Genomic DNA, 23,304 nt, shown 5'->3' with positions numbered 1-23,304 from the left:
AATAACTTTACTACATCTTTGTAGCTATGAAAGTATTCAGTGCATCGCAAATACGTGCTTGTGATACCTACACAATTCACGCCTCCAAGATATCTTCGTACGAGCTGATGGAGCGTGCTGCCGGCAAATGTGTAGCATGGATCAACGAAAATCTGGCTGCAGATTCGGTGTTTATCGTTCTGTGTGGTTCGGGCAACAATGGTGGCGATGGGCTGGCCATTACCCGCATGCTGCACAGGCAGGGCTATAATGCAAAAGCATTCTTGCTGAGACTGAGTGATGAACTGACCGAGGATTGCCGGAAGAACTTTGAACGCCTGGCAGGTATTGGAAGCGAACTGGTGGAGATACTACCCGAGGACAGCCTGATAGCAGATGTGCCCAAACATGTGACCATAATAGACGCATTGCTGGGAACAGGGCTGAATCGTCCTGCCGAAGGCTGGGTAGCTGAATTCATAGAACACATAAATGAACTGGGTAACCAGGTGATAGCTATTGACATACCGAGTGGTATGCCGGCAGATAGTATACCTAAGGAGGGGGCTGCCATTATGAATGCATCGCATACGCTCAGCTTCCAGTTCTATAAAAAGGCTTTTATGCACGCTGAGACCGGCAGGTGTGCAGGCAATGTGCATATCCTGGATATAGGGCTATCTGCCAAATTCATATCATCTACCCATACCAGTTTCTATATACAAGGACTTGAGGAAGCGAAGGCCATGTATAAACAGCGCGACAGGTTTGCCCATAAAGGCGATTATGGGCTGGCATACATAGTGGCAGGCAGTAAGGGCATGATGGGAGCTGCGGTGCTGGCCGCAAAAGCCGCATTGCGCAGCGGTGCAGGTAAAGTAAAAACATTAGTACCTGAATGCGGATATGATATACTACAAGTGTCAGTACCTGAAGCCATGTGCGCGGTAAGCGGGGAGACATGTATCAGCCGGATAAAAGAATGGGAACAGGCAACAACAGTAGGTATAGGCCCGGGGCTCGGTACATCAGAAGCAACGCTGAGAACTTTTGCTGAATTTATTACCGCCTGCAAAGAGCCTGTTGTAATAGATGCAGACGGGCTGAATATGCTGGCCATGGAGCCAGACCTGCTGCATAAGATACCTGCTGACAGTGTGCTGACACCACATCCGAAAGAGTTTGAAAGGCTGTTTGGTAAGAGCAAGGATAGTATGTTCATGCTGGAGCTTGCACGCACGCAGAGCATGAAGTATAACCTGTATATAGTGCTGAAAGGACATAATACAGTGATCGTAACCCCTGAAGGTGAATGCTGGTATAACCAGACGGGTAACCCGGGTATGGCCACCGGGGGAAGCGGCGATGTGCTGACGGGTATCATAACGGGCCTGATGTCACAAGGCTATGAATCGTTTGGTGCCGCAAGGCTTGGCGTGTACCTGCATGGGCGTGCCGGCGACTATGCCGCTGCAAAATGGGGTGAGAATGCGCTGACCGCAGGCGATATCATAGATAACCTGGGAAAGGCATTCATGTCAATATCTTAGCTATGAGTAAAGGGTATTATCATTCTAAAGAGTCTGTTGATGAATATATCTCATTAGCAAAAGGATACGATGGTAGCTTCCTTATCAAATTAATGAAGAATTACCTGAAAGAGGGTGCCAGTATTTTAGAGTTAGGGTCCGGCCCCGGTAAGGATGTTGCATTGCTGAACCAATACTATAATGTGACAGGTTCTGATTATTCAGAGGAATTTTTGTCTAGGTTAGCTATTCAGTACCCCGATAATGATTTTTTTCATGCTAACGCTGCAGATATTGATACTGCAAGAAAATTTGATGCGGTGTACAGCAATAAGGTGCTTCATCATTTAACTGATGAAGAACTGGACAACTCTTTGATGTGCCAATATAAAATACTAAACGACAGAGGGGTTGTATGTCACTCATTCTGGGCGGGGGAAGGAGAGGAATATTATGACACGATGTACGTAAACAACCATACTATAGAGGATCTGACAGGTAGGTTTGCACAATATTTCGATATTCTGAAAATAGAATTGTACAAAGAGATGGAAGAGCAGGATTCTATAATAGTAATAGCTCAAAAAAGAAAGGCAGTACGATAGTAAGGCCCTTCTTTTTTATTTGAACTCGTGACCGATATCTGAACGGTAAAATTTGCCTTGGTAGTTTATTTGCTCAGCATTGGCATAAGATGTTGCCAGTGCGTCAGCAATATTCTTTCCATATGATGTAATTGCCAGCACGCGTCCCCCGTTGGTAACAACATGGCCGTCTTTGATGATAGTGCCTGCATGTAGCAGCATGCTGTCTTTCACATTTTCAAATCCTGTCATTACTTTGCCTTTGGCATAGCTGTCAGGGTATCCCTCTGATACCAGCATGACCGTACATGCAGCTTCAGCCTTAAATTTAGCAGCAGCTTCATTCAGTTTGCCGTTGTGCATCAGTACTATCAGTTCTACCAGGTCGTTCTCCAGCCTTGGTATCACTACTTCCGTTTCCGGGTCGCCCATACGGCAGTTGTATTCTATTACATATGGCTCACCATTCACTTTTATCAAGCCAAAGAATATGAAACCCTGGTAGGTCAACCTTTCTTCTTTCAGTCCTTTTACTGTCGGGTCTATGATACGCTCTGTTATCTTTTGCATGAAGGCATCATCCGCAAAGGGTACAGGGGAAACGGCACCCATACCGCCGGTGTTAGGACCAGAATCACCCACGCCGATGCGCTTATAGTCTTTTGCTTCCGGCAGGCGAACATAATTCGTGCCGTCAGTCAACACAAATACAGATAATTCAATACCATCCAGGAACTCTTCTATAACTACTTTCTTACTCGCATCGCCGAAGCGTGCTTCTTTTATCATGGAGTTGAAGGTGGTCAGTGCTTCTTCTGTACTTTGAGCTATAACCACACCCTTGCCCGCAGCCAGTCCATCGGCTTTCAGCACGATAGGCAAGCTGTGTTGTTTGATGTAAGCAACACCTGCATCGTAATTCTCATCAGTAAACTCTTCGTAGCCTGCAGTAGGTACATTGTGACGCTGCATAAACCTTTTGGAGAAAGCCTTGCTACCCTCAAGCTGTGCACCAGCTGCTGACGGGCCAGCAACCATGATGTGCTGTAATTCAGGGTCGTTCTTAAAGAAATCATATATGCCTGCTACCAGCGGGTCTTCAGGACCCGGCACCAGTATGTCTATTTTATCTTCAATGCATACCCTCTTCAATTCTTCAAAGTCAGTAACAGGTATGTTCAGATTGCTGCCATACTGAGCAGTGCCTGCATTACCGGGGGCAATGAATAATTCTTTACACAGCTTGCTTTGACTTAATTTCCAGGCAAGTGTACATTCGCGGCCTCCCGCTCCTAACAGTAAAATATTATATGCTGACATTTGGCAAAATTAAGAAGTTAAAACAGCCTATCCGATACCTTGTTTGAATATTATGGCTATTTTGAGGGCTCGAAATTACTTAATGGGGCTATTCTAAACAGAAAAACTTATCAACTATTTATGAGCGACAACACAAATGTTTCATCCGCCAAACATCCTAAAGGGCTATATGTACTGTTCTTTACAGAGATGTGGGAACGTTTCGGGTATTACCTGATGCTGGGCATATTTTCTTTATATATGCTTGACTCAGTGGAGAACGGAGGTATGGGTTTCAGCCCGGTGCAAAAATCTGATATATATGGCACTTACCTGGGATTGGTATACCTGACGCCATTTATAGGTGGCCTGCTGGCAGACAGGGTGTTCGGTTTTCGCAAATCCGTGATAGCCGGTGGCTTACTGATGGCTGCGGGTTACCTGGGCATGGCTATACCGGGCGGCAATGCGTTTTATATATCATTATTGCTCATCATTTTGGGTAACGGTTTTTTTAAACCCAACATATCTGTATTGGTAGGTAACCTATATAACGATGAACGTTATAACGCCAATAAAGATGCAGGATATAATATCTTTTATATGGGTATCAATATCGGAGCTTTTGTGTGCAACTTCGTAGCGGCTTTTATGCGTATCAACTATGGCTGGGGCTATGCTTTTGGTGCGGCGGGGATAGGTATGCTTATCGGTGTGTTGATATTCATGTCGGGCAACAAGCATATAAAACATGCTGATGTGATGAAGCCTGTACAGAAAGAAGATATGTCACTGGGCAAGATATTTGCCTACGTGTTATTGCCGGTTATTATATGTGGTATCATAGGTTTTACATTACCAGGTAATATTTTCGGTACAGATTCTAATGACGCCTTCCTGTTTGGTTGTATCCCTGTTATCATATTTTATGGTTCGTTATGGGTAAGGGGTAGCAAGGAAGATAAGAACTCTATTGGCGCACTGCTGTCTGTGATGTTTTGCGTTATCATCTTCTGGGCTGTGTTCCATCAGAATGGTGATGCGTTGACGGTGTGGGCAAAAGACTATACTGACAGGGAGATGCCTGAAACTATAGCCAATGTGGCTACTAAAGCTAATATGGCACAACAAGTAACTTACGACCCTGCAAATGTTGAGGGTACTTATTTCGAGAACCTACCTGCAGACCAACGTCCTGCACCTGGTGGCTCGTTATTGTTGTTCTCAACTGAATTGTATCAGTCTATCAACCCGTTTTGGGTGGTGCTGCTTACACCGGTTGTAGTAGGACTGTGGGGATTGCTACGTTCTAAAAAGAAAGAACCATCTACACCTGCAAAAATAGCATTGGGGTTATTCATAACAGGGCTCTCTACCTTAGTGATGGTGGCAGCTGTGTCCAGTATTTCAATGGGTGATGAAAAAGCATCCAGCTGGTGGCTGATAGCATCTTATGGTGTTATTACGTTTGGTGAGCTATGCCTGTCTCCCATGGGATTGTCTCTTGTATCAAAACTCAGTCCGCCAAGGCTTACTGCCCTTATGATGGGTGGCTGGTTCCTATCTACAGCTATTGGTAATAAGCTATCGGGCATGTTATCCGGCCTGTGGGAGAGATTTGATAATAAGGCCAACTTCTTCTTAGTGAATTTTGCCCTGTGTATGGTGGCAACCGTGATGTTGCTCGTCTTGTTGAAGTGGCTACGTAAAGTAATGGCAGAGAAGAATATACATTAAATAAGAGCCTTTTGATATATGGACAGAAAATACCGCCTTGTGCGGTATTTTTTTATGACAAATGTTAATCCCCCCTGATTTTTATTATCTTTCGTAACTCATTTTAAAATTTATCACATCTATGTCGCAACAACACGATGACAAAGAATTAGGAACATCAGGCGATCTGCCGATAAACGAGACGTCAAACGTTCCCGTTACAGGACATCCTCCGGGATTATACTGGCTGTTTTTCGCTGAAATGTGGGAGCGTTTCTGCTATTATGGTATGCGTGCACTATTGGTGCTTTACCTGACCAAGACATTAATGGTAGCCGATGCCAGGACATTTGCGATATATGGTGCATACACAGCGCTGGTTTATGCTGTAACTGTATTAGGTGGAAAACTGGCAGACAGCCTGTTGGGTTATCGTATCGCAGTTATCATGGGTGGTTTCCTGATGGCGTTGGGTGAATTCATGATATTAGGTGGCGGGGAGTTCTGGCTACTGATGGGTATGGCCGTCATTATATCCGGTAACGGGTATTTCAAGGCAAATATATCCAGTATTGTAGGGCGTTTATATGCAGATGGCGATCCACGCAGGGATTCCGGTTTTACTATATTTTATATTGGTATCAACCTGGGGGCTTTCCTGGCAACAACAGTTGTGGCTGAGGTAGGTAACCGACTGGGTTATGAGTATGGTTTTGGCCTGGCAGGTATCGGTATGGTGTTAGGTGCGGTTGTATTTATGTTTGGTCAAAAACATTACGAAGGCCACGGTTTACCGCCTGACAGGGACAAATTGCTGAAACCTGCATTTGGTCCGCTGAGCAGGTTGCATGTGGTCATACTGGCTACGTTGGCTGTTATCCCCGTATTTTATCTTTTGCTGAATAATAGTGCAGCAGTAGGTGTACTACTGGGCCTGGTTGCTGCTATCATGTTGTTCATTCTACTGTACGAAGGTTTTAAAGGCGGTGCTGTACTCAGGGACAGAATGATCATTCTGATATTGTTGATGTTCTTTAATATTGTTTTCTGGGCATGTTTCGAGCAGGCAGGGTCTTCATTAACATTGTTTGCAGACAGGAACGTGAACAGGCATGTATTCGGAACTGAGATTGGTGCCGCTACAACACAATTCTTCAACCCGTTGTATATCCTGATCTTCGGTTCTATTTTCTCGGTAATGTGGGTGAAGCTGTCTAAAATAGGTAAGAACCCGAATATACCTATGAAGTTTGGACTGGGTATCGTTCAACTGGGTTTGGGTTACCTGGTCGTTCAGGCTATGATGCCCTTTGTTGGTGCTGATTATAAAATGCCGTTGCTGACTTTGGTATTCCTGTATATGTTGCATACTACCGGCGAGTTGTTCCTTTCTCCTATCGGTTTGTCAATGGTAACCAAGCTGGCGCCCAAACACATGACCGGTATGGTCATGGGGGCATGGTTCCTGTCTATTGCAGGTGCCAACTATGTAGCCGCTATACTGGCACAACTTACCGGAGCAGGCCATGGTGAAGGCGGAGGTGCCGTAGAAGCATCGGCTGAACAAACTTTACATCAATACGTAGATATTTATACCCAAATGGGTATGATAACTGTGGGTATAGGTCTTGTATTAGTTATACTCAGCAAGCCGCTGAATAAACTGATGCACGGAGTGACATAATTTTCAAACTGTATTTGTTTCAGGTCCCGCCCATGTGGCGGGACTTTTTCTTTTGAAAAAACAATAAATAGCTAACTTGGCGGTTCAATACTTTAAAAACAAGCTATGGCAGAATTACTTGAAGAATCATTAGACCTGAAACGAATACAGGATTTTGAGGGGAAATACCCTAAGCAGTTATGGTACCTGTTTCTTACAGAGATGTGGGAGCGTTTTTGTTTCTATGGGTTGCGGGGTATGCTGGTTGTTTTTATGGTGTCGCAATTGTCTATTGCTGATAAAGAAGCTAACCTGCAATATGGTTCTATACAGGCGTTTATTTATGCTTTTACTTTTATAGGTGGTTTGTTTGCCGATAAAATACTTGGGTTTCGTAAGTCGTTGTTCTGGGGCGGGCTGTTGATGATCATAGGTAGTTTTGTTATTGCGGCATCACCGCAACACTTCTTTTACATAGGTACTTGTTTTACTATTGTCGGGACTGGTTTCTTCAAGCCGAATATTTCCACCATGGTGGGTGAATTATATCACGAAGGTGACCCGCGACGTGATGCAGGTTTTGGGTTGTTCTATTCAGGTATCAACATAGGTGCACTGCTGGGTGGTTTTGTGTGTGTTTATCTCGGTAAATATCATTCATGGAGCCTGGCATTCGGTGCTGCAGGTGTCGTTATGATCATCGGTTTGCTGACCTTCCTGTTCACACAACGGACCATGGGGCCAATTGGTATCTCCCCTTTGAAGGATATGGCACCGGGTAAACGCAGGAGCTATGAGATCGCAGTATTCATTGGTTCGATAGCTGTAATGCCTATCGTTTTACTGATGGTACAAAAAACAGAGTACACGGATTATTTCATGTATACCATTGGCCCACTCACGTTGATATACCTTTTTTATGAAATGATAAAACTTACATCAGAAGAACGTAAGAAGATGGTGGCAGCACTGGTGTTCATTATCTTTTCAATATTGTTCTGGGCGTTCTTTGAGCAAAGCGGAGGTTCGCTCAGCCTGTTTGCTCTTAACAACCTGAAACACAACCTGATCGGCATAGAAGGGGTAGACCCTAATGTCATCAATAATACTGTCAACTCATTGTTCGTTATCATCTTCAGTGTAGTGTTTGGCTTGCTGTGGATATGGATGGCCAAAAAGAAAATAGAGCCAAATTCGGTTGTGAAATTCGGGTTAGGTTTCCTGTTTCTTGGTGGTGCGTTCTATGTGTTCTATGCAACTATATTCTTTGCCGACCCTGATGGTATGACATCGCTTAATGTCTTTACACTGGGCTACCTTGTGATCACTTTCGGTGAGTTGTGCCTGTCGCCTATAGGGTTGTCATTGATGACTAAGCTTTCGCCCAAGAAACTTTGGGGTGTGATGATGGGTATGTGGTTCCTTGCCAGTGCTTACGGACAGTATGTAGCGGGCTTGTTAGGTGCGGGTATTGCCGAGGCGGGCGAAGACGCTACGCGTATGGATAAGTTGGTTACCTATACTGACGGCTATAAACAACTGGGTATATATGCATTGTTGGCAGGTATAGCCTTGCTGGTTATATCTCCTGTTGTGCGCAAGCTGATGGGTAATGTAAAATAAAGAGCTCAGGATACCTTTTTAAAAGCGTCAACATAATTGTTGACGCTTTTTTTTAAAAATTTTTTGAATTGTAAAAGTATTAATCGTAATATTGCAATGAAACGATGAAATGATGGGTTTAACCAAAACAGAATTATTTACTCAGAAGCAGAACGAGCTGGCGGCTATGGCAAAAGCCATAGCGCATCCTGCGCGTATTGCCATATTGCAAGTGCTGGTAAAAAAGAATGCGTGTGTATGTGGTAGCCTGGTAGATGAATTGGGATTAGCACAAGCCACTATCTCGCAGCACCTGAAGGAGTTGAAGAACGCAGGTTTGATACAGGGTAGTATTGAAGGAACCTCAGTTTGTTATTGCATCAACACAAAAGCATGGGTAAAGTATAAGGATTTCTTCAACAGCTTTTTCGCGGATGTAAATAGCTGCGGTCCGGATTGCTGTTGATATATTTTTTGAATGATTCAATCGTAATATTGCAATCAATAAATAAAAACAAATACAATGGCTACAGAACAAGAGTTGAAAGACTTAGTGAAAGAAAAATACAGTGAAATAGCACTGCAGGACAAAGAGACCAATATGAGTTCGTGCTGCGGTGCAGGTGGTTGCAGTACCGAGGTGTACAATATCATGAGCGATGACTATACGCAGATGGAAGGGTACAATGCAGATGCTGACCTTGGACTGGGGTGCGGATTGCCTACCGAATTTGCACAGATAAAAGAAGGTGATACGGTTATTGATCTGGGCAGTGGAGCGGGTAACGATTGCTTTATTGCACGTGCAGCTACCGGAGCTACAGGCAGGGTTATAGGCATTGACTTTACAGAAGCGATGATAGACAAGGCAAGGGCTAATGTCGATAAGCTGGGTTATAATAATGTAGAATTCAGGCAGGGAGATATTGAGAAAATGCCTGTGACAGCTAATGTTGCTGACGTGATAGTGAGCAACTGTGTGCTGAACCTGGTGCCTAACAAGAACAACGTAATAAAAGAGATATACAGGGTGTTGAAACCCGGAGGTCATTTCAGTATCTCTGATGTAGTATTGGTAGGAGAATTACCTGCCAAACTTCGTAATGTGGCTGAGATGTATGCCGGTTGCGTAAGTGGTGCTATTCAGAAAGATGTGTACCTGGAGTTGGTGAAGAACAATGGATTCAAAGAGATAACGCTACAGAAAGAAAAGGCGATCATTATTCCTGATGACATTCTCAGCCAGTATATGTCTGCGGATGAGATAACTGATTTTAAGAACAGCGGTACTGGTATATACAGCATCACTGTATTTGCGAAAAAGCCGGAAGCAGAAGCATGTTGCGCACCGGGATGTTGTGATTAGCATGAGAAAATATGTAGCTGAATTTATTGGAACATTTGCACTCGTGTTTTGCGGCACGGGTGCAATTATCATCAACCAGCAATCGGGCGGGATGGTGACTCATGTGGGTGTAGCCATGACTTTTGGGCTCGTAGTTATGAGCATGATATATGCATTTGGCAATACATCGGGTGCGCATATTAATCCGGCTGTTAGTATTGCATTTGCAGTTGCCGGCAAGTTTAGTAGAAGGGAGATTCTGCCATATATCAGCAGCCAATTAATCGGCGCTGTGATGGCATCATTTACTTTGAAATTTCTATTCCCTGCAAATGAATTATTGGGAGGCACGCATCCTGCAGGTAGCGATATGCAGTCTTTTATTTTGGAGCTATTACTTACGTTTTTCCTTATGCTGGTGATACTGAATGTAGCACATGGAAGTAAAGAGCAGGGTATGTTTGCAGGACTGGCAATAGGAGGGGTAGTTGCACTGGAGGCTATGTTTGCAGGGCCAATATGCGGAGCGTCAATGAACCCCGCGCGCTCTATCGGCCCGGCAATTGCCAACGGGCATTTTAATTCATTATGGGTTTACATTACTGCACCCATTGTTGGGGCGGTAATGGCTATTCCTGTTCATAATTATACTAAAACAATTAACAAATGAAGAAGCTATTATTTGTTTGTATAGAGAACAGTAACCGCAGCCAGATGGCGCAAGCATTTGCATCAATGCTGGGGGGTGATAAAGTGCAGTCTTTCAGCGCAGGTTCACGACCGTCAGGTGTTGTAAATCCTAAAGCAATTACTGCTATGAAAGAGCTGGGTTATGATCTGTCTGCGCACGATAGTAAGTCGGTAGACGATGTGAAAGAATATGCACCCTTTGATGCGGTAGTAACTATGGGCTGTGGTGATGCATGCCCATGGATGCCTGCAAAACAACACATAGACTGGCAGATACCTGACCCACGGAACATGGAGTCGGAAGAGTTCAATACGGTAAGGGATATGATAAAGGGACAGGTTGAGGAACTGATAGCAAGGTTATAAAAAATGAGGCACTCTATTCGGAGTGCCTCATTCTTATGTTTAATCACCTTCAGTAACCGGTACGTTTATTTCGTACGTTTTTTCTTCTGTTATCGCAAAAGGTGTTCCACCAACAACTTTCTGTTCAATATTCGGGTCCCAACCTTCACCATAGAGGTAATATTTGCCTTTCTTCAGGTCTGTAAATGTGGCTACCGGCTTGCCATTTTCCATCACACACTTAACTTCTTCATCGTACGATGAAGGCATATCAGAAGCGTTATATTTCAAGTGTATGGTGCAGCTGTCGATATTGATGTCATGGTGTTTAGGCGTAGCCTTAATAGTGGCTTTCCCACCTTTCCCCGCTATTTCGTCTTCCTGTCTATTGCATGCCGTCAAAGTGATCGCTGCTGCCAGGAAAAGTAATGTTGTTTTATTCAGGATATTCTTCATAATGTTGATTTTAAGCTCTGTTTTTTATTCGTTACCTACAGACATGATGCTGAACATCTTTGCATAATTGTCCGCCATTTTAACCGCCATAGCTCCCGGCATAGTCATAGTGGGGGTCATGGCAATCTTAACAGGGTTGCCGGGGCCAAACCATTTGGCAGCATCTGCCATTACATCTATAGATCCGGCCTGCTCACCTACTACAAGATCAGCGCCAAAGGTCAACGTTACCTCGCGTGGTGTTTCCATGCCTGCCGCTACGCCACCAACATGATAAGTGAATGCATTATCTGTTTCATTACTTTGCGGAGACGTGCCCTCTAATTTAGCTTGTATATAACCTGTGTTCCATGTCCAGAACATATCACCATTTACAGCAGGATCCAGCTCTCCTGTCTGAGCGCCACTTGTATTGCGTGGTACATCTACCCCGATCATGAATTTGATACCGGTATATGTAGCTGCAGGTATATCTTCTACATGAAAGTGATGTGTTGCTGATTTGTTACCCCTCACCAGGTGGTAGCTTTCTTCTTCTGCATATTCTGAGCCGTCACTTTTTATAAACCTGATATTAGTGATCCAATAGTTGAATGTATTAATGGTTACCTGCTCGTTTTGTGATGTTGTATAGTTACCGCTGTTCAAGGCAAGCTCTTCGTTGCCAAAATAATTATTGAACATAAAGTGAACTTCGTTCGATGTTTTCAGTACCGTGCTTTCTTTTTTCTGGCAGGATGTTAATAATAATGCAGCGCCTGCAATAAGAGCGATATTTTTGAATGATAATTTCATGAGTATTAATTTTTTAGATCGTTAAGAATATCAGACTATTAATTTTTGGTTATGGTTGGCTTTCGAAGCCAACGTTAGATATTTTTTGGTTTCCATCGTGGTCTACTACGGCTGTGATAGCCAGGCTTAGTTCCCTTGTTTCAGATAGTGTGTCGCCCCATTTTTCAGCAACAGTTATGTTGTCACCGTGGGTGTGTCCTTCTGCCTCAAACACTACATCTCCTGCATCATCGGTAATTTGTACGATATAGCCATGCATTTGTGTTATGTAACTTATGTGAGCACTGATGTAGACTGTGTCACCTTTTTTATAAATAGTACCTTCCTGCGGGGAGCTGATGTTAATTGTCACCTCATCAGGTTGCGCAGTAACTACTTCCTGTTTCTGGCATGCCGCCAGGCATGTTGCCAGTATTATTGCTGTAATGGCTTTTATTCCTTTGATGTTCATTTCTTTTGTTTTTAAAATAAGAGCATTATTCCAACGTCTATACGTTGCAATGCTTTGATGTATCCGCCACCATAGACCTGTGCCAGGGGCTTGCTGTATTGCAGTTGCAGGCCTATGCTATTGTAATAGGCCTGTACACCTGCTGTGCATGATACTATATAGCCACCGGTCTGTTTATTCAGCCATTTTCTATTGTAGTTATCATAGTCGTGCAGCGCATATTCATAGCGCGCGCCGGCTTGTGGCAGTAGTGATAACTTATTCTTTTGTATCCAGTAGAATCCTGTCAACTGTGCTGTAAACCTGTTGCCGTATTTGTAATTATCCTTATTCGCAGTTGTCAGGTTAAAAGAAGCATCTGCGTTGATACCTGCCTGTTTGTAGCGCAGGGTGTAATTTGCGTTTATGGGTATGTCCCACGAACCTGTGCCTGCCTGCATGTTCGGCAGGCCTTCACGCTCCAGTTGTGTTACGCCCACATAGCTACCTGTTGGAGCTTTTATGCCTGCTCCTCCCTGCAGTCTTTGCCTTACCGGCGATGTAGAGCTGTCAGGTGTTAGGTAAAAGGTATAGTTGGCCAACAAGGTGGCGTCACCCAACCCCTTAGAAGGTACACTATAAGCAGTATAGGTACTTGTGTTATACCTGTAAGGCAGAAAACCGAAGAATTGCCATTTTTTACCTATATAAAGCCTGCCCCAGAGTTGCATGTTCCTGTAATACTCGTTTGAATACTCCACAGGTTTTGTATCGCTTAATGGTATGTGCGTACTCGTAAAGCTGTTGAACTGGTATTGCACCCCCACAAAGTGCCGGTACATTTGTGGTAGCAAGCCCAGGTTCTGGTTGCCGGACGAGCATCCGCATACATCGCATGCTGTAATTGTTGTGCTGCTGCATAATAACAGCATAACACAACCCATCAGATATTTCATTGGATATTATTTACTGATACATTGATCCATACCTGTATTAACAGACGACATTACACAATATTTCATGTGGTGTAAATAATGTTCTAACAGGTATGTAACAGAAAATGGCTCAGCAAACAGGTGGTGGGTGGAAGATATAATAACTGGCTTCGAATGTATACAGGTTATTGTATATGCTGTTTTGAGGAGCTGTTTCGGCAGGGAAAGCTATTGTTGAGAAATTTGCGGAAGAAACAACATATTCCGGTAGTTCAGATTTTACTTTTTTACCGGGTAATTGTTTGTCATTCCGGGTATCATCCACCTTATTGAGTTGTTTTTTCAGGTAACATTTACCGTTACAATGCAGTTGAGGCTTTTCTTTGTTTTCGCATAGTTCCGAGGCTATGTAGTCCTGGTTGGCCTCGTACCAGACAATCACACCCATCTTAGCCACAAACTGGTAGCTGATGGAAACCAAAAGGAATATGGCAAGTAATTGCTTCACTTATTCACAAAGATAGGTATATACGCTCAATTGGTTGGGTGAGCATAAAAAAAACCGCCTGTTATGGGCGGTTCTCTTATATAAAGTTCCGATCGTAATATTATCTCCTGTAGTCGTGGTGATTGGGATTATCCAACTGCAGATACAGGTCATATGTAATTTCAGCAGAGTCGATGATATGGAAGTATGCACCACCATATACTACATCACTACCTTGTTGCAAAGAATAATCGTGGCCAATGGCATAGATATAGTAATCTCCTTGCGTCAGGCTGTCGAACATAGCTGCACTTGATGCAACAGTCATTGAATCGTCGTACATATCCATGCTGGCAGGCATTGTTTTAGCTGCATATTTAATATATACCATACCCGCATTGATGGTTACTTTGTGATGTTGGGGGGTAACTTTTAGTGTGGCACCCAGGCTATCGGTTTTGCCACCCGGCGGTGTGGTTATCGGGTCCAGCACGTCATTCTTTCTCACGCAACCCAGCAAGATCACTGTGGCAAATACACAACCGAGGATATTATATGTAATACGCATAGCTATATAAAAATGTATTGTATTGATAATTAAAGCCCAATTTATAAAAAATCTGTTTGAAAGTATATAATTGACCCTCCAAATTATAATAATCGCCGTGGCCTGCCATTAATTCTTTTTGCAGAAATGACACAAAACTTGCATGACAGTATTTTAATACCTGTATTTTTGCCGTTTTTAGAGACTTTTTTTATATGAATAGACTTTTCCCTGTTTGGATCGGATTATTACTCAGTGTGTTGACCATTTCATCCTGTTGCCATAAGAAGGTGTATTGTACATCTGAAACGCTGGATTTTGCTTTTACGGGGTTCGACAGGAATGAGGTTCGTAATTTCACACTCAGGAGGTTTGCCAAAGACAATCCATGGGGAGAGGTATTGGATTCTGCACAATTTATTTACTACGGGTCTGCAGCTGTAACGCTCAAGCCTGATACCCTGCAATTTTCAGATTACAGAACAATTGGTAACCTGGATGGCATTACATCGGATAATGACTGGGCCATTTACCTACCTGCTACCGGCAAGATATTTTACTTCACAACAATATTTGATGATAATAATAAATCGCAGTTGGTGCGGTGTGGAGATGATAATACAACCTGTAGTAAAGCGATAACGTATTTCTCGATAAATAATGATTGGCAGAGGGGAGATTTCCTTTACCTGCAGAAGGGGCGTTGGTGATTATTTGCTGATAGCAGTTTGAAATACCGGTTTCTTGGTCAGTTTCTCGGCGCGTTGTTCTTTCCTTTTTTCGCGCTCTATAAGAATGAATGCATAAGCCATATATGCTTTAAGCACTATGCCTACCGGGTATGTCATTAATTTTCTCATTGGTTTCAGTTTGATGTTCGTTAGTTTGCTTGTTTTGTGTTTTGTTGTATTGCCATACAAATATGCGACACCAACACCCCTTAAATGAAACTTTTGAAGCTCCTTAACTACTTGTTTATAAGCGATTAACAAGCTGTTAGGAACTGACCGGCGAAAGCCTTGCCGGTAAGGGATTGGCATATGTTGCCGATTTGTAAATGGAGTATTGTCCTCCCGTTAATCAACCGGATTATGCGTACGACACAGCATAACTGATGGTTAAGTATTAACACCGGTAGTAGTTAAAGGCACCTTGTTTGTTAGGAATCAGCCGTTTTCGCTATCATATTTGTGCCGCTAACAATAATAAAAAACACAGCATATGAAAAAGTTATTGACTATTGCGGCTTTGTCGCTTTCAGCATTGAGTGTCAGTGCGCAAAATCAGGCAAATATGGATGCCGCTGCTTCTCAAACAGTAAACCTTTTATTAAGTAATGCCATTGATATTACTTTTACCAGCAATGGTTCTGCTACGGGCCCGGTAGTGAACCTGCAGTTCAATACCGTGAACGACTATGCTAACGGCGTAGAGTCAGCACAACAGGAATTGAAAGTACGTTCTACCAAGAAGTTCAAAATAGAAGTGAAGACCAATACAACCAATTTCACTTATTCCGGCACCACCACGCCTGCACCTACTATGCCTGTAAGCGGTGTATTAGGAATGAAAGTAACCTCCAATTCAACGGGAGGCACGCTTTCAGGCCCATATACAACTACTTCGTTTTACTCGCTCAGGGAGTTCAATCAATTGGTGTTGCTTGATTGCAACCCGGGTTCTAACCAGGCTTTCAGCTTTATGTATAAGGCCACACCGGGATTCGTATATCCTGCTGGTGCCTATGCAATAGATGTTGTATATACTGCTACACAGATATAATTTTACTGTCTATAAGGGATAGAAATAAACCGGGCTGGCTATGTCAGTCCGGTTTTGTGTAATATTGCAATGCTTATCGCCGTGAATTAATTTGAAAACCAAGAGGATGAAAAAGATAATTACCATTTTGCTGTTGATGTGCGGTTGTCATATGTCCCATGCGCAGTTGGATATAGGTGTGGGTGCAGAATTGGGTTTCCCCATGCTTTTTAATAACTATGTAAAAGGGCATAATCATGCCTCAGGTGCGCCCGGTGCCAGGGCTGTGATAAGCTACGCTCCTGAAGAAGCAACATTTTCCGGTTCGATAATTGCCGGGATATCTCCCATGATATTGCCGGTAGAAAGGTTTAATGGGGGGCAGGATGTGTTGTATATGGACTTCCGGAATGCTAATGTTACACTATTGGGCCGCGTAAGGAAAAAGATGAACAATGATGCTGAATTGCTATATGGAATAGGTGTGGGTGCAAATTTCCTGAAAGGCTACAGGGTGCAGATAAGCAAACGTTCTGATAATGACATCAGCAGGATAATTGAAGATTCTTCTCTGTATAACAAAGCAACACTGCCAGCCTTATATCTGAATGTAGAATACATAAGGCCTATGGGACAAGGCTCGAAATTTTATTATGGTATCGGCTTCCAGTTGCATTACATATATATGATGGACCAGGGTAATAACTACCGGGTTGATATAATAGATAAGAATTATCAATATTTTATTCTGCAGCCACAGCTCACGGGGCAAATGATCAACCCTATGTTTTTCCTGAATGTATATTACAGGTCGGGCGGTACAGGCAGGTAGCCTGTTGAATATATTACATTGTTGAGGCTGTGATTTTCAATGATATGTCTATTTTTGAGCAGATGCTTACAATCAGATCTTACGGCAAGCTTATTGTCCTCACAGGTATTCAGATTTTGTGCCTGTTGCCATCTTATGCGCAGCAAGGGCCCAAGTGTGGTTTCGACAGGACCATCAGTACTGTAATGTCAACACATCCGGCTTTTAAAGAGACATATGACAAGGTACGTTCTGGAGAAAGGTATAGTGAAAGAGCAGCTATGAAGACGACAGCGTCTTTAGATAATCCCGTTATCCCAGTGGTGTTCCACATAATACTTACAACAAATCAGCTAAGTTCAATACGTAATACTGTCGGCATTGAGCAAAGACTGGACTCACAATTATCTGTCATCAACAAAGATTTTAATGCACGGAATGCGGATAGTGTGTTGATACCCGGAGGGTTTAAAGCCTTATTTGGCAATGCAGGTGTCAGTTTTGGCCTGGCACATACCGCACCTGACGGATCTCCTACACCTGGTTACGAGGTAAGAATTACAAACCTGCCGGGTTTTGATATAGAGGGGGGATATGGTTCCGGGTTTGGTTTCAGCGGTGCGAAATATACAGCAGGCGGGGGGGCAGACGCTTGGGATCCGGAAAGCTATCTGAATATATGGCTCATCAACCCACTGGACGATGGGAAGGCTACTAATATCCTGGGACTTGCCATACCTACTTATATCGCGGCTGACAACAACGGTATTGGCATGATGGAGAGAGGCATCGTATTGCACTATGGCGCATTTGGCAAAAGGGTATCACCTTTTGATTATTATGTAAAAGACTCGGATGGAGGCAGAACGTTAACGCATGAGATAGGCCATTATTTTGACCTGTTGCATATATGGGGTGACGATAATGGCAAATGCCCTGATACAGGGGGTGAGGATGATGGAATATCTGATACACCTCCGCAGGCATATCCTTCATCTGGCTGTAGCAGCTATCCTAAATATGATGGTTGTGTAAAGACGGGCGATGGTATCATGTTCATGAATTACATGGACTATTCAGCAGATCGTTGCCTGTTGTTGTTTACGCATGATCAGGTAGCCAAAATGAAAGGAACGATACAGCCGGGAGCCGATGTTTATCCACTCACACAACACCCCTGGTTGCTGGCCTATCCTGATACTACGGTTTCTGTTGCACAGAATAATTACACTGTATACCCTAATCCGTCAGAGGACAGGATAAATGTCGTATTCCGTAATCAGCCGATAGGATTGAAAAACATACTTATTACAGATATGGCAGGTAGGGTAGTGGCAGCTGAAGAATATGAACAACAATCGGGGTTCTATACATTCAGTATGGCTGCTGAACAAAGCGGCCTGTATTTCGTTGTGCTGAATTTTGATAGTGGTAAACAGGTGCATAAGGTGTTTGTGCGGTAATTATTCCAAATGACAAATTAGTTAAGTTTGCAGTTATGAAGTTGAATAGGTTGATACTCCCTGCGATATTATTGGTTACTGCCTGTGGCAACGATACGGATACTATTGTGAATGATGACCCGATATTCAGAGAGCCCGCCATTGTTAAGGTGACGGAAGAGATAAAAAAAGACCCTGATAACGCCCGCCTGTATTTTGAGCGTGCTGTAATGCTGGATGGCATGGAGTCGGATAGCCTGGCACTTGTTGATTATAAAAAGGCTATTTCTCTTGATTCAACACGTGCTGAATACTATAGTGCTATCGGCGATATGCTGTTTGAACATAAGGATATGGAAGGTAGTGTGAAATGGATAGGTAAGGCGCTGGAATTGAACCCTAAGGACAGGAAGTCTCATCTCAAGCTGGCAAAAATGTATCTTTTCATTGAGGATTATTCCAAGGCATTGAGTGAGATAAACCTTGTTTTAAGACAGGATGTATACGACCCCGAAGGATACTATCTAAAAGGCATGGTATATAAGAGCCTGAAGGACACAACAAGAGCTTTGTCCAGTTTTCAGACAGCATTGCAGGTAGAACCCTCCTATCGCGAAGCAATGATACAATTGGGTATTGTTTATGGTATGCAGGCAAATCCGTTGGCACTGCAATACTATGATAATGCCTTTAAGCTGGATACTACAGACGTCTTTCCTATCTATGCACGGGGCGTATATTTTCAGGACAAGGGTGATTATGAGTTAGCTAAAAATGAGTACATCAGTGCCATCCTCAAGGACCGTTTCTACACCAGTTCCTATTACAACCTGGGGTATATATATATGCAGCAAGACTCCTTGCAGAAGGCATTCCGCCAGTATGATATCCTGACCAAACTCGACCCCCGCGACCCGGAAGCCTATTTTAACAGGGGGCTTTGCTACGAATTGATGGGTAAAAAAGAAGAAGCGATCATTGACTATAAACAATCGCTTGTATTTGACGAGAGTTATGAAGACCCTAAAGAAGGGCTAAAGAGACTGGCCGGTAAATAAGCATTATCTTTATGGTGTATGCCCGGTATTAAACGGCTGATATTGTCAATACTCTTTGCTCTATTTGCAGGCAAAGCATCTGCACAACAGGCTTTTTCTTTCTGTGCTATACCCTTATACGAAACTATCGAGGTAGAATTATTGGGGTGTGATAAAGCTGTGCTGGACTGCTACAACCTGTATGGCTATAACTATTATAAAAATGGGGATACTCTCTACGGAGAATTTATAGTTCCCAAAGATGAGGATACATTTAAGAACAAGTTAATAGTGCCTGTCAGGCTGGGCAGGGTAAAAGAGTTTTCTATCGGCACGCCGAAGGGCTGCAGAAAGCTGGCCGTAGATGAGGGTATTCAACTAAAGTATACCGACCAGGACGAAACAGTGTTCCTTAATTTCGATCCGGGTATGCCGGACCCTGTGTTTATTCCCTGTAAGTAGTATATTAGTAGTTTATGCAGCTACTTCGAGTCCTGCTTTTGGTATTGGTTCCCATGTTCGGGGTGTTTTTCCCGACAGGGAATATTTTTGCACAAAATTCTAATAAGAGGTCTCACGTAAAAGTAGATGAGACTAAGGATACTGTGATCGTTTACAAAAAGGAAGAGGTAGAACAAGTACGTCCCCACTATGACCCCGCTTCCAGTATGAGAGAAAAGGTAATAGTAATATACCCGAGCGATACAGCTCCAAAGCCCAAACCCAGGCGTATCGATACGGTTATAATACTGAAGAAAGGATTGACAAAAGAGCAGATAGCAGAACGAGAGAAAGACAAGGCTGTCGAGGTGCTCAAGAATAACAATTACTGTAGTTGCGTGAAAATGGATATTAAAGTAGCAACTACCCTGGACTATGCAACATACCTGAGTTATGATTTTATTTTTAAGAATGATTGTAAAATTGATGTTTTCGTAAGCTCTAAACATTTCAGGTTTACTCCTTTCCATACATCAGGGAAACCGGTAAAGGTATTGCGCAAACTGAGTTTTGTGAAAAGGTTCGATCATCCCGATTTTGTAAAGCTAGCTCCGGGAGAAACTTATACATTCAATTATTCTGACGATGCATTTTTTGAGTATGACCTGAAAAGAGGTCAATCTTACAAATTTGTGTTCGAACACCGGAATTTTGGCGAAAGAAGTAAGACCTCTCCTGAAAAGACCTACCTGTGCGGCCAGCAACGCACCCAGCTCATTACGATCAAGTAGATTTTTTTGATTGCTAATAATTGGTTAATTGTTAATAATCAATATGTTAAGTACGAAAATAAAATTTGACTTTGCAAAGTGTTTCCCAATATTTACAGTGAATAAGGGAAAATAAGTGAGAGCGTACACTTGTAAGCAGGTGTAGTTTTTTATTCAAGAACCAAAAATAAAAACACGCTCATATGTACTTTGCAGAAGCCACTGCCATTGTAAACAAATTGCAGAACTACAGGGGGAAGGTGATGAAACCTTTTCATGCCCCTGTACGTAATTTTCTAATTGTTCCCTCTGCACAGGAGGAATTCGACCAGATGTTCAAAAATATGCAGGATAACGGTACGTCATTTTCTGACGCTATTATGCCGTATAAGGATAACGTAACTATCCTTGCCTGTTTTGATGTTTCAAGTGTGGATGGAGCCAATAATTATTGTTATTACGACTATTTTGTTTTTAACAACAATATCAGCATTTAGATTTCAACCATTTTATTCATGAAATAAGGACGAATGTATAACTTACCGTGGCCAGATATATTTGTTAGAGCTGTCTGGTTTGGTATTATGCTGCCTGAAATGAAACGTATCGTTTAATGTGTATTTCCCGTTCTCAATTCTGGAATCAATAGATAGTATTGCTATAAATGTTGTGTCATCAATGACGGTACACCTGGTCAGAGTGTTGGCCTGTCCGCACTGAGACGGACGCCAATTGTTTATGACCATATGTTGGGCGCTATCATTAATAAAATATGCTCCCCAGCCATATTTTGACTGTTGTCGCCATCCGGTGTTGAAATCTGCTTCAAACTGATCAAAGCCTGACATGCTGATCGTATGCATAATGCCATTTCTGTAGAAAATATAAGTTTTATAGATTGGACCATCCCATTCATTATCTTCTACGAAATGATAATAGTACCCATCGGTTCTGAATGTACCAGTATAGGTTGTGGGTTTTAGAGGCATCGGGTCGTCAGGGCAAGCCTTTTTGCAGGAAGAGATAATAGCGGAGAAAATGATCATTAAGCCAAGGAGATACTTGTTAAGGTTCATAAGTGACATGAAACAAAATCTATGCCATATAAATACAGAAAAGGGAAGGCGTGTTATAGAATATTATATTCAATAGCAACACCTGTCCCTCCCGTTCCATAGTGACAGGAACTACTTTACAAGCGCTTCGATAGCTGATATCAGTGCTTCTTCATCGCTTGGTCTTAAGGTTCTGTCCAGTGCAAAATTTCCGTTTTTGTCCACAAGGAAATAGGATGGCACAGACTGTACATGATACAGCCTGGCTATTGTTCCTTCCCAGCCATTGCCATCAATCGCATTGATACCCGGTATCTTATACTTATCAATAGCAGATTTCCAGCTGTTTTTATCCTGGTCTATTGATATGCTCAGGAAAACAACCTTGTCATTTCCGGCAAAGTGTTCGGAGACTTTTTTGGAGTGTGGCAACTCCCTAATGCATGGGGTACACCAACTAGCCCAGAAATCTATGTATACTACCTTACCTTTCAGTTCAGACAGGCTAACAGTTTTGCCATCTGATGTAGTTGCGGTAAAGTTCATTGCTGGTTTGCCTTTACCTGTATTTGTTTTTATGGCTATTGCGTTCTCTATAGGGGCTGAGTATTTACCGTTTGGAAAGTGTTTCCGGTATTTCGAATAAAGGTGTTCAATAGTAGTTAAAGAGTATATTTTACTCATCTGGCATAAGATATTGGCTAATCCGTATTCTGCTGTTTCATGTGGCAATTTTAAGATCATTACCTGCATAATGCTGTCAGCGGTATGCAATTCTGTTTCCGGTGTCGTTTTATTTTTGACAAATTCTCCTCCTATGTAGTTGTACACAAATATTTTATACTCCGGTACCGAAATGTATTCGTCGTTAAATGTTTCCTTGGGTATTTTAGTAAGTATGATATCATCTACATCAGTGCCTTGCCCGTCTTTAGGCTTAAATTGTTTGTGCACTGTAGGATACATCAATTCCAGGTAATAATTGTTGTATACAAATTTGTTTTTCCAGTATTGTTTGAAGTTGTCTGTCAAAGACGATTCTGACTCTATATAGGCAGCCTTCTCTTTCGCCATCATATCCAGTTGTTCTGCAAAGTCTTTTTTCTCTTTTGAGAACATCATTGCTGCTTTTGATGTATAGCTGAATACAGGTCCTTCTTCAAGCACATGCTTCGCACAAAAGTTGGCAATTTCGCTACCATTTCCTGTATACTGTATTGTAGAGTCAAAGTTGGCTGCATCCAGTGTCAGGGTAATTTCACTGCCATTTGTTACAACAAGTTCGGTAGACTGGTTGCCGTGTAAAATATCAACATCCAGGTAGTCATCATCAAAGGAGAGTGTCACACTGAACGCTCCATTCTTGTCCAATGCGATATGTTCTTTGTTGGATTGGAAGCTAAAGAAGTCAGTGATATAGCTGATGTGAATACTGTCAGATATCGGGTTGCTGACCATGCCTTTTAGCACGGCTGTATTGTGTGCGTTGGTACTGAGTGCAAGTAAAGAAAATGCGATTGTCAGAAGCTGTTTCATAACTATATATTAAGTTGTTTATTGAACTCGTTTCAGACGGTGATAAAGT

General features: G+C 42.6%; 27 protein-coding genes. 17 read left to right on the top strand and 10 right to left on the bottom strand.

Going from position 1 to position 23,304, the window contains the following annotated elements:
- The first annotated feature begins 26 nt into the window (after positions 1–26).
- Both H6550_12960 and H6550_12955 read left to right on the top strand, forming a co-directional pair.
- Positions 27–1,529 carry an NAD(P)H-hydrate dehydratase gene (locus tag H6550_12960; GenBank protein MCB9047036.1) on the top strand — a complete coding sequence of 501 codons (1,503 nt, stop codon included), beginning with the start codon at positions 27–29 and terminating at the stop codon, positions 1,527–1,529.
- Positions 1,530–1,531: 2 nt separating this feature from the next.
- Positions 1,532–2,113: a class I SAM-dependent methyltransferase gene (locus H6550_12955; GenBank protein ID MCB9047035.1), complete on the top strand. Its 582-nt coding sequence runs from the start codon at positions 1,532–1,534 to the stop codon at positions 2,111–2,113.
- A gap of 15 nt (positions 2,114–2,128) precedes the next feature.
- Here the strand turns inward: H6550_12955 and purD are convergent, their stop codons facing one another.
- Positions 2,129–3,412 (bottom strand): phosphoribosylamine--glycine ligase, encoded by a 1,284-nt coding sequence (gene purD, locus H6550_12950; protein ID MCB9047034.1) that lies wholly within the window; start codon positions 3,410–3,412, stop codon positions 2,129–2,131.
- Between the two features lie 120 nt (positions 3,413–3,532).
- Between purD and H6550_12945 the strand changes: the two genes are divergently transcribed.
- The 7 genes from H6550_12945 to H6550_12915 all read left to right on the top strand — a co-directional run bounded on the left by H6550_12945 (position 3,533) and on the right by H6550_12915 (position 10,773).
- Positions 3,533–5,128 (top strand): peptide MFS transporter, encoded by a 1,596-nt coding sequence (locus H6550_12945; protein ID MCB9047033.1) that lies wholly within the window; start codon positions 3,533–3,535, stop codon positions 5,126–5,128.
- 121 nt (positions 5,129–5,249) lie between these two features.
- Complete coding sequence (locus H6550_12940) at positions 5,250–6,791, top strand: MFS transporter (GenBank protein MCB9047032.1); 1,542 nt, start codon at positions 5,250–5,252, stop codon at positions 6,789–6,791.
- A gap of 105 nt (positions 6,792–6,896) precedes the next feature.
- Positions 6,897–8,393: a peptide MFS transporter gene (locus H6550_12935; protein MCB9047031.1), complete on the top strand. Its 1,497-nt coding sequence runs from the start codon at positions 6,897–6,899 to the stop codon at positions 8,391–8,393.
- A gap of 112 nt (positions 8,394–8,505) precedes the next feature.
- Positions 8,506–8,838, top strand: a complete 333-nt coding sequence (locus H6550_12930) for a winged helix-turn-helix transcriptional regulator (protein MCB9047030.1) — start codon at positions 8,506–8,508, stop codon at positions 8,836–8,838.
- 57 nt (positions 8,839–8,895) lie between these two features.
- Positions 8,896–9,738: an arsenite methyltransferase gene (locus H6550_12925; GenBank protein ID MCB9047029.1), complete on the top strand. Its 843-nt coding sequence runs from the start codon at positions 8,896–8,898 to the stop codon at positions 9,736–9,738.
- A 1-nt stretch (position 9,739) separates the two neighbouring features.
- A complete protein-coding gene (locus H6550_12920; protein ID MCB9047028.1) occupies positions 9,740–10,387 on the top strand; it encodes an aquaporin in 648 nt (215 codons plus the stop codon).
- Positions 10,384–10,773 (top strand): arsenate reductase ArsC, encoded by a 390-nt coding sequence (locus H6550_12915; GenBank protein ID MCB9047027.1) that lies wholly within the window; start codon positions 10,384–10,386, stop codon positions 10,771–10,773. Before H6550_12920 ends, H6550_12915 begins: the two co-directional genes overlap by 4 nt.
- Before the next feature lie 39 nt (positions 10,774–10,812).
- On the opposite strand, the gene H6550_12910 is transcribed toward H6550_12915, so the two are convergent.
- The 6 genes from H6550_12910 to H6550_12885 form a co-directional block, all read right to left on the bottom strand.
- Positions 10,813–11,208: a hypothetical protein gene (locus tag H6550_12910; GenBank protein MCB9047026.1), complete on the bottom strand. Its 396-nt coding sequence runs from the start codon at positions 11,206–11,208 to the stop codon at positions 10,813–10,815.
- 24 nt (positions 11,209–11,232) lie between these two features.
- Positions 11,233–12,003, bottom strand: coding sequence for a hypothetical protein (locus tag H6550_12905; GenBank protein ID MCB9047025.1), 771 nt, complete (start codon positions 12,001–12,003; stop codon positions 11,233–11,235).
- 49 nt (positions 12,004–12,052) lie between these two features.
- A complete protein-coding gene (locus H6550_12900; protein ID MCB9047024.1) occupies positions 12,053–12,454 on the bottom strand; it encodes a hypothetical protein in 402 nt (133 codons plus the stop codon).
- Between the two features lie 11 nt (positions 12,455–12,465).
- Entirely contained in the window at positions 12,466–13,389 is a 924-nt protein-coding gene (locus H6550_12895) for a hypothetical protein (protein ID MCB9047023.1), read from the bottom strand.
- A 109-nt stretch (positions 13,390–13,498) separates the two neighbouring features.
- The gene (locus H6550_12890; GenBank protein ID MCB9047022.1) at positions 13,499–13,876 is read right to left on the bottom strand and encodes a hypothetical protein; all 378 of its coding nucleotides are present in this window, start codon (positions 13,874–13,876) and stop codon (positions 13,499–13,501) included.
- 100 nt (positions 13,877–13,976) lie between these two features.
- The gene (locus H6550_12885) at positions 13,977–14,423 is read right to left on the bottom strand and encodes a hypothetical protein (protein ID MCB9047021.1); all 447 of its coding nucleotides are present in this window, start codon (positions 14,421–14,423) and stop codon (positions 13,977–13,979) included.
- A 194-nt stretch (positions 14,424–14,617) separates the two neighbouring features.
- On the opposite strand from H6550_12885, the gene H6550_12880 reads away from it, so the two are divergent.
- Positions 14,618–15,112 carry a hypothetical protein gene (locus tag H6550_12880; protein ID MCB9047020.1) on the top strand — a complete coding sequence of 165 codons (495 nt, stop codon included), beginning with the start codon at positions 14,618–14,620 and terminating at the stop codon, positions 15,110–15,112.
- Here H6550_12880 and H6550_12875 read toward each other — a convergent pair whose 3' ends face one another.
- Positions 15,113–15,262: a hypothetical protein gene (locus H6550_12875; GenBank protein ID MCB9047019.1), complete on the bottom strand. Its 150-nt coding sequence runs from the start codon at positions 15,260–15,262 to the stop codon at positions 15,113–15,115. It abuts the gene before it with no gap.
- A 361-nt stretch (positions 15,263–15,623) separates the two neighbouring features.
- Here H6550_12875 and H6550_12870 point away from each other — a divergent pair, with 361 nt between their 5' ends.
- The 7 genes from H6550_12870 to H6550_12840 all read left to right on the top strand — a co-directional run bounded on the left by H6550_12870 (position 15,624) and on the right by H6550_12840 (position 21,161).
- A complete protein-coding gene (locus H6550_12870) occupies positions 15,624–16,184 on the top strand; it encodes a hypothetical protein (GenBank protein MCB9047018.1) in 561 nt (186 codons plus the stop codon).
- 106 nt (positions 16,185–16,290) lie between these two features.
- Positions 16,291–16,995 (top strand): hypothetical protein, encoded by a 705-nt coding sequence (locus tag H6550_12865; protein MCB9047017.1) that lies wholly within the window; start codon positions 16,291–16,293, stop codon positions 16,993–16,995.
- 62 nt (positions 16,996–17,057) lie between these two features.
- Positions 17,058–18,437 carry a T9SS type A sorting domain-containing protein gene (locus H6550_12860; protein MCB9047016.1) on the top strand — a complete coding sequence of 460 codons (1,380 nt, stop codon included), beginning with the start codon at positions 17,058–17,060 and terminating at the stop codon, positions 18,435–18,437.
- 35 nt (positions 18,438–18,472) lie between these two features.
- A complete protein-coding gene (locus H6550_12855; GenBank protein MCB9047015.1) occupies positions 18,473–19,474 on the top strand; it encodes a tetratricopeptide repeat protein in 1,002 nt (333 codons plus the stop codon).
- A gap of 18 nt (positions 19,475–19,492) precedes the next feature.
- Positions 19,493–19,915, top strand: coding sequence for a hypothetical protein (locus H6550_12850; protein ID MCB9047014.1), 423 nt, complete (start codon positions 19,493–19,495; stop codon positions 19,913–19,915).
- A 14-nt stretch (positions 19,916–19,929) separates the two neighbouring features.
- Entirely contained in the window at positions 19,930–20,685 is a 756-nt protein-coding gene (locus tag H6550_12845; protein ID MCB9047013.1) for a hypothetical protein, read from the top strand.
- Positions 20,686–20,867: 182 nt separating this feature from the next.
- Complete coding sequence (locus tag H6550_12840) at positions 20,868–21,161, top strand: hypothetical protein (protein MCB9047012.1); 294 nt, start codon at positions 20,868–20,870, stop codon at positions 21,159–21,161.
- A gap of 42 nt (positions 21,162–21,203) precedes the next feature.
- On the opposite strand, the gene H6550_12835 is transcribed toward H6550_12840, so the two are convergent.
- Positions 21,204–21,749, bottom strand: a complete 546-nt coding sequence (locus H6550_12835) for a hypothetical protein (GenBank protein MCB9047011.1) — start codon at positions 21,747–21,749, stop codon at positions 21,204–21,206.
- Positions 21,750–21,851: 102 nt separating this feature from the next.
- A complete protein-coding gene (locus tag H6550_12830; GenBank protein ID MCB9047010.1) occupies positions 21,852–23,255 on the bottom strand; it encodes a TlpA family protein disulfide reductase in 1,404 nt (467 codons plus the stop codon).
- Positions 23,256–23,304: the final 49 nt, after the last annotated feature.

This window comes from Chitinophagales bacterium, from assembly GCA_020636495.1.
Classification (GTDB): domain Bacteria; phylum Bacteroidota; class Bacteroidia; order Chitinophagales; family Chitinophagaceae; genus UBA5543.
Note: the sequence above shows the minus strand (reverse complement) of the source record. Positions and strands in the feature narration are given on the sequence as shown.